This is a genomic window from Clostridium algidicarnis DSM 15099 (assembly GCF_002934235.1).
Taxonomy (GTDB): Bacteria; Bacillota; Clostridia; order Clostridiales; family Clostridiaceae; genus Clostridium_L; species Clostridium_L algidicarnis.
The window spans coordinates 32269-46507 of record NZ_PTIS01000021.1 but is presented as its reverse complement, the minus strand read 5'-3'; the positions used below and the strand labels follow the sequence as shown (position 1 = coordinate 46507).

Sequence of the window (14239 nt, the reverse complement as noted above, 5' to 3'; positions counted from 1 at the left end):
CCTTTTCTTCCCATGATATATACCTCTTACTTTCATTTATTTTTATATTATATCATGTCCGAATATTTATTGTATAGCTAATTATAACCCATCCATTCTTGATATTTTCCATTTGCAATCACCTCCAAGTAAGGTGCTTATATTGATTATAAGCACTTATTATCATTATGAGAAGTTTGTCGCTTTGCAATATAAGCACACCACAAATTGCATTGTGCAAAAATGTGGTGTGCATTGTCTTTATTCATTCGCCTTATTTGCCACGCACCCAGGCAAGGGGGATATTTCGAGCTGTCATTGGCTGACATCATAGCCCCACAATACCGATTAGCCCTGTCCCTTCAAGAGGCTACAAATATCGCAGGAACTCCCCCTCAAGTCTGTGGGAGGTCGTGAGAAAGTATCATTATCACTTATGTGTGTCATCGCACCAATCGAGCCACCGATTGGTCTAATGGTTGCATTTTATCGCTCTGGCTGTGCAATGCTCTGTTTTGACATTCATTAACTTACAAGAACATTACAGAACCCATCATGGCGATGCCCATTATGTTGCTTTGCTTTTCAGCCACATAAGATCTGTACTCAAAATACCGTATATTTAGTTGTCAAGGTACAATATTGTGTGAGGATATAAAGTACATCTCACTAATCAGGACAAAATTCAGGCAAAAGTAAGGGGTGTTAAAGAAACTTTTTTAAAAACTTTTCGATTGAGCACAAGCCTCTTTCGATAGATTCTGATACCGATACTTTGCTGACTCCCTCAGAACGAGCGATTGCGGCTTTGCTCATGCCTAAGAAGAAATGGGCATAGATTCGTTTTGCCTGCTTGTCGGGCAATGATGCTATTGCTGCATGGAGCTGTTCTTGCGTCAACTTGCGTTCGTAAAGTTCATCAGGAGAGAGGGAAACGAAGAGAATATCACGTTCAATGCCATCTCCACGATCAAGGGAGTATGTAGCTTTATAACGACGCTTTGTTCGTTCATAGGTTTCCTCTGCCTTGGCATATTCCTCAAATATCTGTACCAGCTCGTCCGGCACGTCAATCAATTTATCTTCTTTGAAGTAATAAGGGTAAATATCCTTTAGATTTATGGTTTTCATATTTGTCCATCCTTTCAATTTTTAAAAATCTGATTGAAAGGACAGAAGGCGGAGAACGCCCGGATTTTAATCTAAAAAACCTATAATTCAAAAGAATAAAAAAACGCACCGATCCAAAATGGTTCGATGCATTAAACACAACAAGAAAACTTGTTTTGAGTTTAAGACAAAAAAACACCATAACCCTCCTCTGAGTTACGGTGTTTTTATTTTGGGGGATATGACGTTTTCTATGGCAATGCGTAATTCGGCTATATACTTTGCTTGAGTAAACTCCTTTTAGAGCCATTGGTATGAAGTTTACAAGTGATATAGCTCATTACTCTTAAACATACCATATGTGCTCCTTATTATTATCAAACAGGCAGGTTATCTTACATACTTTCTTTTACACCGAACTTGGTTTTAAAATCCTCGTAGCTATTGACCCAATTGAATTTAACCAATTCAGATACAGCCTTGAAGTGTAACTCGCCACAACGTATTTTATTTGCTTCAACATCGGTTAAGTCTTTTTTAAGCTTTCCAGCCTTTGTTTCTACGATAAAGTAAATGCCTACGGCACCTGTTTCAAGTCCATCTTTCCTACAAACAACCGCCCAATCGGGAGAGTAGTGTCCGTAAGGGGTGTCTATTACAAAACCGCCTTTTTTCAGTTTGGTGAATAAGATAACATTGTCATTTGCTTCTAGTTTTTCGGCAAATTCCTTTTCGCCTTTGCTATCCATCTTATAATATTCATTTAAGGCGTTTTTTCTATTTGGGTTAGACTTAAAGATACGCCATTCATCATTAAAATCTTCTTCGCTGATGGTATCTGTAGCGAAAATCTGTCCCTCATCAAGCTCATAGCCGTCAATGACTTCATATGAAGAGATATTTGCTGCCTTGGCATCATTTAATCGCACCAAAATCTTTTGAGTTACTCTATCAAGAATGTCTTGGAAGTTGAGTGCATCCCGTTTTTCAATTTCAGCCAGCACCTTAAAAATGGCAAGACGGGGCAGCATAGTGTGGTGCATGATATAGTTAACGACTTCAAAATCGCTTTTCGGAGTAACCTTCATGCCCACATCGATATCAAAGGTTTTATCACCTGACTTTTCCATTTCAAACATTTGGGCATCGTTAAATCCAGCCTTGCCGGTAGCAATATTCACTGCCTTGGTAACTTTAAAGTATTGCAAATAGGCATTTATTTCTTCAATACAGCCGGAAATAAACTTATCTTTATCCACATTGCATTTATAAAGCGTGCGCTTAGTCAAATTGCTGCTAAGACCAAAGTAGATTTGCTGAAACTCTTCTTGGGATACAAAGGCACGGATTGTATTCACATAAGGTTCATTATCACCATTTTTAATTTCAATGCGTTGAGAGCCTTTCTGCACCATATACTCTGCAAAATTTTCTTTCAGCATTAGAGCGTGCTCATTTAGTATTTCATTTTCAAAAACAAGACCTTCAAGGAGCTTGGATGTTTGCTCCATGTTTTTGCCGAGGATATTATTACTGTCAAAGATGCCTTTCCGCATTAGTTCCTGCTTAAAGGTGTCCACCAGTTCCGCAGTGATTTTTTCTTTCGGAACACCTGCTTTTTCAAGTGTAACAGTAAGGATTTCGGCAGTTACTTCATTCTTGTTGAAGTTCATGTTTTGGTTGAAGTCCTCTTGGAGTACCCTTGAAAAATTCTCGTAGCTGTCGTTTGCAATAACAGTCAGTTCATTGACGACCGCATCTAAACAACGGTTGCCGGTAATATCAACCGGCAGCCTTAAGCCACGACCGATTTCTTGCTTCTTTGCGATATCAGAGCTTCCGTTTTTCAGTGTACAAAGGGTAAAGACATTGGGATTATCCCAACCTTCACGAAGTGCTGAATGAGAGAAGATGAAGCCAAGTGGTTCTTCAAAGGAAATAAGCTCGTCTTTTCTTTCGAGAATTAAGCTGATACCTCGGTCGATATCTTCCTGGGATTTCGCCTTAACATCTAACTCGCTTTTGCTGTCATCCCAATCTTCAATTTCAACTTCATTATTCTTTTTGTCGATAGCGAAGTAACCTTCACGCACTTTTAAAATATCTTGATGCTCAGGGAAATACTCCTTATACTTTGCAAGCTGTTTTTCGTAGCCTTTGATTGCACTCTGATACTCTTCATCAAAGATACGCAGATATTCTCCACGTCCATCAGGACGAGTATTATCACGAACTTTGCTGACAGCATCTACAAAGAACAAGGTTAAGGTTTTTATCTTTCTACCGCTTTTTAAAATTGAAAACTGCTTCTCAAAGTGATTTCTGATGGCAAGGCGAATTTGAATACGGGTAGCTTCGCTATCCTCAAGTCCATTGTTGCTTTCGCCAAGGGCTAAGGTTATAGTGCCATCTGTAGTAGCAATTTTCAAAGGTTTGAGCTTATGGGGTTCTTCTGCTATACGCATATTCCGATATTGCACCAGACCGCCGGATAACTCCTCTAAAGAAGTATTTGCCGATACATCAAAGGTTTTAAAGCGAATGGAATCCCCTTGTTTTTGAGAGAACATCTCGATCCTTGCCTTTAAGTCCTTTGTGAAAGCGACATAGCGAATGTAGGGGTAATCTCTTTCAATAACTCCGTTTACCGTTTTTACTGTAATTTTCTTAACCAAATCATTCTTGTAGGCGGCATAGGAGTCCAGTTTGTAAATTTGATTGTATAGCTGCTTATGGGTAGCCGAGTAGCGCAGCACAAATAAAGGCTCAATATCATCAATTGCTTGTAAAGACTTTGATTTCTTGCCTTTCTGTCCCTCAATCTTTTGTGGTTCGTCAATGATAACAATGGGCTTTATGTACTTAATATCCTCCCACAAAATCTGTCCGTATTCATCTTCGCTACGGATTTTGTTATTGTCTTTATTGAAAGCTTGAATATTAAGGACACAAATGCTTAAATCATTGGTTTCCACAAGGCTTGAACTGACCATTTTGGGGTTGTTGCTGTCATAAATAAAGCTGTGCTTGGACAAATCCACATCATAGAGTCTTTTGAAATGGTCTTTTAACTGATCAATGGATTTTTCCACGCCTTTACGGATTGCAATACTGGGCACAACAATCATAAATTTCTTAAAGTCATATTCTTTGTAAAGCTCTAAAATGGAACGCAGATAAACATAGGTTTTGCCTGTGCCTGTTTCCATCTCAATGGTAAAGTTGTTGTTTTCAAGCTCATTATCTGCAAACAGCTTGTTATCAAGCTGCACTTGTCTTAGGTTTTGTAGCAGCCTACTGCCTGCTACAATGCTTTGGTTTCTTACAGGATCGCCCTCGCCAACCTTTTTGGTGCGGTTTGGTCGATAGATTCCATCTGTTTGACGAGGAAGCCCCTTAAACAAGTCTACAGTGGAGTTGATTGCTTTTAACTGATAGTCCAATTCATCATCGAATTGGAATGCAATTCTTTTTGCCACGGCTACTTCCTCCTTATATAAATTCTACGGTATATGTTTTTTTTGCAAGACCTGAATTTCTTTCAATGAGATTTTTCAGTCTCCTAAATGTTTCGTCCTTCAGGTTGATATCGTCTTTAAAAGCAGAATCTCTAAAGATAAATTTAATAGGCAGTGGATCAAGGGCAGCCAGTTTATCAATTAAATTTTCAGTAATTTCTGTTTCAAGGCAAACCAAATATGCACTGCCATACAAATAGGTTCTGCTGCCAATGCCGGTTAATGTTTCAAAAGTAGAGGAGAGTGGCGCATCCTTTTGACGGAGCATTACTTCGTATACAACATCAATGTCGCTAAAGCCCATGGTGAAGTCAGCAAGGTCAGAGGTGTGAGTCATTGCACTGGTATCGAGCTGTCCTAACGCATCATACAGATTCCATTTGATATTGGTATCAGCTGTGCGGAATACTTTAAAGCCGATATCAGTTACTCGCCTTGGTTCTTCGCCAATCTTAAGCTGTGCATTGGCGGCTTCAATTTCTTGCTTGATTTTCTCACCTGCACGACGGATGCGTTCTTTACCAAGTTCGCATATATCTTTGTAACCTGCTCTGTATGCATCACCGTTTTCACCAGTTTCCTCGGGAAGCTGAACCATAATGAATTTCCGGTTTCCAACATCTTCAGAATTAAGTTGCATAACAGCATGCGCCGTGGTGGCGGAACCAGAGAAAAAGTCGAGAACTGTATATTCTTTGCCCATATGGAATAATAATTTTTTAATTAATGATATTGATTTTACAGTATCAAATCCAACAGGAGTCCCCATTATAGTATTTAGCTCGTCTTTTCCTGTCTGTGCAGTTCCGTATTCTGCGGCACTAAACAACGACCAAAAAGGTTTGAATTGTATTTTATCTAACTCATCTTCTGGGTAAATAGCTTTTTTAACAACTCCATCAACTATTTCCACTTTGCCTTCTTTTTCTAAAAGGCGAGCAGTATCTTCCCCAATCTGCCAACGTTTCCCTTCTCTTGGATACTGACCGAGAATTTGGAATTTCATAGTAGGTCTATTATAACTTCCAGCATCAGATTTCTCTATTATTTCAAATCTACATGGACCAAGCTTTCCGATATGGGGATATGATAAGTCACCATTAACTTCTTCTACATTAAAACCTGGCACATTACTCTTGTTTTTAGAATATATTAATATTGGCTCAGTTTTTTTCTGTAAACCGAACTTGGCTGAACCAGCATTTATCGGTTGTGTTGTAGATTCCCAAGTGATATCTCCAAAATAATTAGCTTCATCAAAAATCTCATCGCATACCTTTTTTAGATTACTGTATTCATGTTCATCAATACTGATAAAAATTACTCCATCATCGGTCAACAAATCCTTTGCTACCCTTAATCGTGGATACATCATATTCAGCCAATTAGCATGGAAACGGTTAGATGATTTTGAGTTCTTTTGCAAGGCATTACCAGATTCATCACGAGCGCCCTCCAAAATATCACTTTCTTCTACACTGATTTTAAATTTATCGTTATAAACAAAATCTCCATCCGTGTTATATGGTGGATCAATGTAAATCATTTTAATGGTGCCGTAATAGTTTTGGCGTAGCAGCTTTAAAACTTCAAGATTATCGCCCTCAATATAAAGGTTTTCTGTGGTTTCAGGGTTCTTGCTGTCTGATTCGATATAGTTAAGCGTTCTATTATAAACGTCTTCTTGAGCTTTTTTCTTTGCATCCTGCTTGCCAGCCCAAGTAAGTTCGTATTTTTCTTTGTCCACTTCTTCAAATTGTCCAAGCTCTTCTTTTAAAGCCTCAAAGTCAACCTGCCCATCTTTAACGGCAGAGGGGAAGATCTGTGCTAATAGCTTTACATTATCCTCGACAATGTTGTTAATCTCTTGTGGTACTTTTGGGTAGTCCATTTGTTTTTCCTCCATGTTTATATTTTATCTAATTCACTTATAGCTTGTCTGATTTCTTGATTCAGCTTCATTTTTTCACTGTTTGATACAGCCTTTTGAACCTTTTCTTTATTACTTGCAAGGTTACAGAGGAGGGCGTAAACCTCTTTTTGCTTACTCAAGCTGTACCATATTGGCTTAGATAAAAAAGATTTTGCACCTGCATACACTTTGTCATTTGTCAAAATATAGGCTCGCAGGTATAGTTCAAAATAAAATGATCCTTTGTTGTCATTATTTTTGACGTTGCCATAGGCAAGCTCCCTTAGCAAATTATTTTTATCGGTGCTGGGCAGAACAATGGGGTAGACGGCTGTAAGAACCTTGTCTGTAACCACAATCTGCGTACTATCGTTTTGATTCAGTCTTTTTAGGGCAAAGGAGTATGTCTCATTGCTGCTATCATGTAGCCGGATCACACAAGGCGATTTGATAATCTCCTGATACAGGTTCGCAATAAAGGCAGCCCTTTTGATATCCGCAAGCTCAAGGTTATAAAATTGAATGACTTGAAAATTGTATTCTTCATTTACCAAAGAGGGAATGTCTTCGCCCATAATCTGATAGCTTAAGATGACGCTTTTTACACTTTCTTTGATTTTCTTTTTTGCATCGGGCTTAAATTCCTTCGGGATAAAGTCCTTCATTGGGATTTTTTTGCCCACCTTATATTTTTCGGGTAAGTTAAACATCATTCCACCACCTCATAGCTTAAAGGAAACTCTAGTACAAATCTAAGATTCAAGAATATCAATATCTTTTAAGAATCTTGATGGAGCTTGTCGTTTATTATCACCCCAAGGCATTTTTTTACTTATGGGGTAGGAAAGATAGCATAGTCGTTTTGCTCTTGTCACAGCAACGTACATGTTGTTTTTTTCTTGTTCCATTTCAGAACCACCGGCGTTAACTGCACGATAGTCAGGAAATGTTCCTTCAGACAGTCCGATAACGAAAACTACATCATACTGTAAACCTTTAGACATATGTGCGGTAAGCAAGGAAATTCCTTTGGAAGAAGAGGTGTCTTGAGTTTTCCCAAGAGATATATAATTTCTAAAAGAGAGTAGTGTTCTATTTTCTCGCTGTACTTGCCCGGAGTACTTTTTCCAATGCTTCTCCCATTGCTCAATATCGTTAATAATTAAATATTTCTCTTCGTCCGATATACTTTTCGGAAGTTGATCTTTAAGTTGCATCAAAACCTTGGGAAAATTCAATTCTTCTTTATTTAACAATTGGAAACAAGGGAGTAAGTCGATGAATACCGTATTTTCTAAAGCTTGGGTTAGGATTGCTAATGAATTATCATCACTAATAATTTCAGATGATTTTCGGTCAGCAATTTTGCACAATTCTCTCAAATGAACAATATCTTTCGGGTTTAATAATATTCTGATTCCTAATTCAAATGCTTTCATGTATTCCGATTCGTTCTCAAGTCCATTTGAGCTTTTTTTATAAACAAACGGGATATTAAGTTCTGAAAAAATAGTTTCTAAAGGTGAGAGCACATACTTGTTTCTTGCAATAACTGCAAAAGAATCATAACTTAAACCATTTTCTATGTCTGGATGACCACTATCTAGTAATTCCTTAATTCTATCTAATACAAATTGAGCTTCATCTTTTTCATCCGAAAAAGAATATGCTTTTAATTCTCCGGAATAAACATAATTGGAAACGCTATCGTAATTTCCTAATTTATTCGCAAAGTTTACAATTGTTTTTGCAGACCTATAGTTTTCATTTAGCAAGTAAACAGTAGGGTTAAAGTCCTTAACAAACTTTTCAGACATTAGGGTGCTATCCGATCCATTAAACCCATATATCGACTGATTTTCGTCTCCTACAAGCATTATATTTTTGCACTTATCTCCACAGAGTGCTTTGATAACTTGATATTGTGCAAAATTTAAATCCTGTGCTTCATCAACACATATAAACTTATATAGTGAGGTATATAAGTTAACAACAGATGGGTTTTCAGTAAGAATTTTATATGCAAAAAACAATATATCATCAAAATCCAAAGCATTTTGGCTTAATAAACGTTCATTGTATTCACGATAAATTACTGAAAAAGGTTCGTTTATTTCACACATTTCAGGCGAAACAAACTTCTTTTTTTTCTCAGAAATTAGAGACAAGCATTTTTGTAGAAAAGCTGTAGGCTTTTCTTTAGACTTTAATATTGCCATCAGTTGAGGATCGCTGGAGAAAACATCTCGTATTATTGAAAGCTGATCTGAATTGCTTTCAAAAATCATCAGTTCTCTTCCTAAGCCGATTAAGTTGCCTCTGTTTTGCACTAAATCTAAACAAAAAGAATGGATAGTACCAATAGTGACATTTTCAGCTAAATCACTGATTGCAGTATCTTCTTTAAGTCTGTTTTTCATTTCATCAGCAGCGAGGTTACTAAATGTAAGTGCTAAAATTTTGCAACGTTTTTTGGATAGAAGAAGATGTTTAATCCTTTCTATGAGGACTCGTGTTTTACCACTTCCCGGTCCTGCTTTGACTAGAATAGCGCCTTCCACATGCTTAACAATTTGTTCTTGCTTATTCGATAACTTCATTAGTTCTGTAATCCTCCTTTTCTGTTAAATCTAAAAGACATCCAATTTCTTTTAAAAAAGTATTAATTTTTGATGGAATTCGCTTGGTAACGTCTTGCTGTGACACTATCTTTTCAGCCACGTATGTAGCATATTTCGCTTTTGCTTTTTTCCCAGTACAACAATCATATAATGCACGTTCCAATCCACCTTCACCATCGAAATCCCTTAAGACGTCCTTATATATAGGTTGTTGACAAGTTCCGCACATAGGATCATTAGTACGTTCTCTGCCCAACGATGTATGATTTTTAGTCAGAATATGGTTAGCAAAATATTCTTCATCATTTTCACACTCATTTATTGCGGAAATTATTATGTCAGTATAACCATCAGATATTAAATATTTTTCGTAATCATTTTCATTGTCTAAAATAATAATATTTGACATGCTGTTCAATTCTTCAATATTTTCAACACCGACGGCTTTTTTGAGAGTCTTTATGGTTGCTGTTTCACCATCGCTAAAAATAAACCAAGGGATATCAAGATCTTTAATTAAATTTAGGAATGTTTTGTAATTTTGACCACCAATACCGATAATGTTTACACCACAGCAAATGGCTTCCACGCCAAAGTATTCTTTGAAATATACAGGCAGAGCTTGTTCTTCAGTTATACCTTCACATAGAACGATAGCATTAGAGAACAGTAGCTCACCTCTTGTATTTATAACTTCTCGCTCTATTCGATTCAATTCTTCTGGAGTATATTGATTTACATTAAAATGTTTTGCATTTGTTTTGCCTTGTTGCTTGTTGATGTAAATAATATCCCCTAGCTCTGCTTGAGCAAGAACGCTGGGAGAGTGGGTGCTAATTATTTTTTGCCCATCAAATTCACTTATCTGAAAATACAGTTGACGCTGAGCTTGTGGGTGTAAATGTGCCTCTGGTTCTTCCATTGTCAACATTGTATAATTTTCAGCATCTTCATCATCCTGCTTAAGTTTTTCATTGTGCCAATCTACATAAGCCCCTAGTGTTAAAAATGAAATCCAACTTCGTGTCCCCATTCCGTGTTGCGATATGGAAAACTGAGCGGCTACCCCGTCTTTATATACAATGTCCATTCCTTTATGCAAATCAGATATTTTCCTTGCAAGCGGCTCAATTTCCACAGTACCTGTTGATGAACCCATCGTTTTACCTATAGAAGACATTCTTCTATTTGTTTGTTGCAGTGCAGGTATATTTCGAACAATTTCTGAATTAATATGGTTCAGCTGACCTTCTAGTTCGGAAGTTAGCTGATCCGATAAATCACTTTGTGATGTAGCTTTGCCAAAAAATGATTTTCTGTTTTTGATATCTTCAACAGCATCACGATGAGCGTCCATATAAAAAGATATCAACGAATCCATCATATCGTTTCCAAAGTTTTTCTTTGCTCCAACAACAGACGTTTCAATAGAATCATTCCATTCTTGAATAGGTTTTTTGACAATGATATAGTCATCTTTTCTTATATCGTATTGAAGGACTGTTCTTATCCCAACAAAATCCCCATTGGTTTCATCGGGAGTAATCCATGAATCTGTAAATACGCTAATCCAGAAATCAGAAAATGTTTTTTGAAAACTGCCTTCCAAATCTACTGGTTTTAATAGAATATCTATTATTGCTGTTTTGGTATTTGTAATTCTTTCCTCTGATGAAATAAAAATATCAGATTCAGAAATATCTCGAGCATTACCAAAAGCAATATTTATTGCTTTAAGCAAGTTGGATTTTCCGCTATTATTCTGTCCTATGAGAATATTGGTTTTATTGATCGTTAAATCAATATCTTCCAATGATCTAAAGTTGTTCACTCGAATATTTGTTAAAGAAATTGGCATAGAGCTACCTCCTTAAAATTGCCAGCATTTTGGGGAATTAAATAATAATCATTCCACCACCAAAAATGAAATCAGTTCAAAATCATCCGTGGTTTCCTCGGCAAAAGCATTATTGAATCCGCCAAAATCAAAAGTGGCCTGGAAGGCTTTTTCTTCTTCTTCGCCTTTGATGGAGTGAACTGCCTTGTTGAGAAGCTCGGAATAAATCTTCATATCCTTTGTATTGTTCGTTTTTATAAAGAACTGATTAAACAACGAATGGACGGGTTTGTTTTTTCCATAGCAGAGCTTTCTGAATATCTTAACGACTTCACGAGCTTTTCCATTTCCATAGAGCACCTCACCGTTATTATCAAGGTAAAGCAAATAATAAGGATACAGTGAGCTGTCGGACATTGGCTTTTCGTCATAATTGCTGTGCTTAAAGCAGAATAAAACGCCTTGCTTTTCGCCGTCAGAAACAGAATACACTCCGTTCGGCACGCCCTTTATTGCCGGAGTATTGTTCACATAATCGGATAATTCATACAAGTATTCGTTCATGTTTAAATCGGTGAGTGAGATATTTTCATTGGCATCTTCAATGTCAATGACTTCATCTTTTAAGCGTTCCAGCTGCCTTTTTCTAAAGTTGAAGTCGTTCATTTCAGGGGACAAGAAATCCTCATCACCGGTGGAAACAATGTTCAGGGTTGTCATTTTTCCTTTTACTCGCTGCTCTAAGCCTAAATATTCATTAAGCTCAAGGTTAGGGAAGAAGTTGATCATCTGAATAGATTCATTGGTGCTGCCAATACGGTCGATACGACCAAATCTTTGAATTAGCGAAACGGGATTCCATTGAATATCAAAATTGATAACCGTGTCGCAATCCTGCAAGTTTTGCCCTTCTGAAATACAGTCTGTACCAATCAGAATGTCAATCTGTTTGTCCGCTGAAAGCTCTTTTTTCATTTTAGACTTAGGAGAAAAGGCACAGAGCACAGAATTAAAATCACTATCCACATTTTTGTTTGTTGTCTTTACACCTTTGCCTGTAACACAAGCTGTATTCAAGTGGGCTTTTTTAAGCTCGGAGGCAATCTGCTGATAAATATAGTCTGCCGTATCCGAAAAGGCAGTGAATACGATAATCTTCTTGTTGCCGCTGTTATAAGGCGTTTGAGATACTTTTTTAATAATTTCATCTTGCAGGGTGCGGATTTTTAAATCTCTACTTTCGTCTAAAATGCTCTTTGCATCATTGTATATTTTTTCGAGAATGATTCTGTCGCCCTCTAAATCGTACAGATAATCTGCAACACGCAAGTGGGCAACTTCGATTTCATATTTGCCTTCTAAGTATTCATATTCTTCATCAGGTGTGCCTGTTTCTTCATCGACAAATCCACCTTTATTGAGAACCTCCATGGTTCTATCTATCTTTTCCATCAATCTTCTGATGGTTTCCGCAAAAGAATAGACCGAGCTTTCAAGGCGCTTAAAGAGGTTAAAACGGTGCATGATAATCATACCTTTGGACTGGGTTTGAAAGTCCATATTTCCGCCACGCTTTCCTTTTAAGCTGTATTTCTCAGCATATATCTTCTGGTATTCGCTTTTAATGTATTTTGTAGGGGTGTACACCGATAATTCAAGCGACTCTAACAATTCATTTGTGTCAGCAAACTTTAAGAGCTTTTCTTGACTATCTATTTCAGGACGTCTAGTTTCAGGCTTATTTTTGTGAGGAAATTTCCCGACACTGCTGTTTCCGTAATAGCTGGTAATATGCTTTCTGCTTCTGGAAATCGTCATAAGCTCAAGCAGCTTATAGAATTCCGATGGAAGAGTATCCAGCAAATCATTTTTGTTATGGTTGGGGGTAGTTTCCCACTGATTTATAATGGTAGAGGACTTTCTAAGAAGGTTCTCTACGCTGGAGATTCCCTCATCCTGAAAAGCAAAATCCCTATCCCCCGTTATAATGCTAATCTGATTTTTAAGGTCTACTAAACTGTTATTAACAGGAGTAGCGGAGAGGAGCAGTACTTTGGTATTGTTTTTGCCTCTTTTAATCACGTCCTGCATCAATCTGGCATACCTTGTCATAATCAATTGGTCGTTGTCATCGTAGCGATCATTTCTGTTTCTAAAATTGTGGGATTCATCAATGACCACAAGGTCATAATTGCCCCAGTCAAATCTCTTTAGGTCTTGTCCCGATTGAGACATACCTTTATAACGGGACAAATCTGTGTGGAACATGATCCTGTAATTAAAAATTTCATTCAGGAAACTGTCCTTGTATGTACCTCTGAAAGAGTTCCAATTATCATACAGTTTTGCAGGGGTAAGAACCAGAACATTGTCCATTTTAATTTCAAAGTATTTTATAACAGCGAGGGCTTCAAAGGTTTTACCTAAACCAACAGAATCGGCTATGATGCAGCCTCTGTATTTTTGCAGTTTTTGAATGGCAGATACAACACAGTCCTTTTGAAAATCATAAAGAGATTGCCATATTTCAGTCTTTTTGAACCGCTCACTGTCTCTTTCAAATCTTTCTACACCGCTGTCTATTTGATATCCAAAAAGTTCATTGAGGGTAAAATAATACAGAAACTCAGGAGAGTGTTCTTTATAAACAAAAGACAAGCTCTGCAACAACTCTTCTTTATAGTCCGAAGAAACCTGATCGTTAAACCAGATTTGATTGAATATGTTGAGGGCTGAGAGTATTTGGTCTTTGTCCATTGTTCCATTGAGCATTGTGTCAAAATTTATGTTCCTGAAACCATTGCTCTTTTTCTTTGGAGATACCTCCAGAGAGGATGATCCTTGTATCATGAAATCATCGTCAATGATGATGATATTTCCACCTATTTTAGTTTTAGGGTTTGCTCTCTTAACATTAACGTTAGATTTGATAAAATCGTGCATTGCTTTTGCTTTTGCAAAATGTTTCAATTTATTTTTTTCAACAATATCATAAGAATTGTATAAAATATCGGCAGGAGCCATTTCAAACTCATGAGATATTTCAGATTTCTCTGGCACAAATTTAGTGTCCCTGATTACAAAATTTATTTCCTTTACGTTTTTAAGATTTTGCTCAAGTAATGCAAAAACTGACAGCGTCAGTTTGTCATTTACAATATTAACTACTGCATTTTTTTTCGTTTTAAGGACATCGTTGATTTTTTCAATCATTTGCTCTGTTGAAGATATTACGTTCCCCATATCTCTACTCCGTTCTTAT

At 37.0% G+C, this 14239-nt stretch carries 7 protein-coding genes; all 7 read right to left on the bottom strand.

Annotated elements, in window-relative coordinates; all coding sequences use genetic code 11:
* Window positions 1-684: 684 nt before the first annotated feature.
* Window positions 685-1110 (bottom strand): sigma factor-like helix-turn-helix DNA-binding protein, encoded by a 426-nt coding sequence (locus BD821_RS11960; RefSeq protein WP_104410680.1) that lies wholly within the window; start codon window positions 1108-1110, stop codon window positions 685-687.
* A 374-nt stretch (window positions 1111-1484) separates the two neighbouring features.
* Window positions 1485-4568 (bottom strand): restriction endonuclease, encoded by a 3084-nt coding sequence (locus tag BD821_RS11955; RefSeq protein WP_104410679.1) that lies wholly within the window; start codon window positions 4566-4568, stop codon window positions 1485-1487.
* 13 nt (window positions 4569-4581) lie between these two features.
* A complete protein-coding gene (locus BD821_RS11950; protein WP_104410678.1) occupies window positions 4582-6498 on the bottom strand; it encodes a site-specific DNA-methyltransferase in 1917 nt (638 codons plus the stop codon).
* A 17-nt stretch (window positions 6499-6515) separates the two neighbouring features.
* Window positions 6516-7232, bottom strand: a complete 717-nt coding sequence (locus BD821_RS11945; protein WP_104410677.1) for a DUF4391 domain-containing protein — start codon at window positions 7230-7232, stop codon at window positions 6516-6518.
* A 39-nt stretch (window positions 7233-7271) separates the two neighbouring features.
* Window positions 7272-9119 (bottom strand): ATP-dependent helicase, encoded by a 1848-nt coding sequence (locus tag BD821_RS11940; protein WP_104410676.1) that lies wholly within the window; start codon window positions 9117-9119, stop codon window positions 7272-7274.
* Entirely contained in the window at window positions 9103-10998 is a 1896-nt protein-coding gene (locus tag BD821_RS11935) for an AAA family ATPase (protein ID WP_104410675.1), read from the bottom strand. The genes BD821_RS11940 and BD821_RS11935 overlap by 17 nt, the downstream gene beginning before the upstream one ends.
* Window positions 10999-11046: 48 nt before the next feature.
* A complete protein-coding gene (locus BD821_RS11930) occupies window positions 11047-14220 on the bottom strand; it encodes a helicase-related protein (protein ID WP_104410674.1) in 3174 nt (1057 codons plus the stop codon).
* Window positions 14221-14239: the final 19 nt, after the last annotated feature.

Excerpts from the sequence above, each read along its gene's own strand:
- BD821_RS11960 (WP_104410680.1), bottom strand. The coding sequence starts at position 1,110 with ATGAAAACCATAAATCTAAAGGATATTTACCCTTATTACTTCAAAGAA.
- BD821_RS11950 (WP_104410678.1), bottom strand. The coding sequence starts at position 6,498 with ATGGACTACCCAAAAGTACCACAAGAGATTAACAACATTGTCGAGGAT.
- BD821_RS11945 (WP_104410677.1), bottom strand. The coding sequence starts at position 7,232 with ATGATGTTTAACTTACCCGAAAAATATAAGGTGGGCAAAAAAATCCCA.
- BD821_RS11940 (WP_104410676.1), bottom strand. The coding sequence starts at position 9,119 with ATGAAGTTATCGAATAAGCAAGAACAAATTGTTAAGCATGTGGAAGGC.
- BD821_RS11935 (WP_104410675.1), bottom strand. The coding sequence starts at position 10,998 with ATGCCAATTTCTTTAACAAATATTCGAGTGAACAACTTTAGATCATTG.
- BD821_RS11930 (WP_104410674.1), bottom strand. The coding sequence starts at position 14,220 with ATGGGGAACGTAATATCTTCAACAGAGCAAATGATTGAAAAAATCAAC.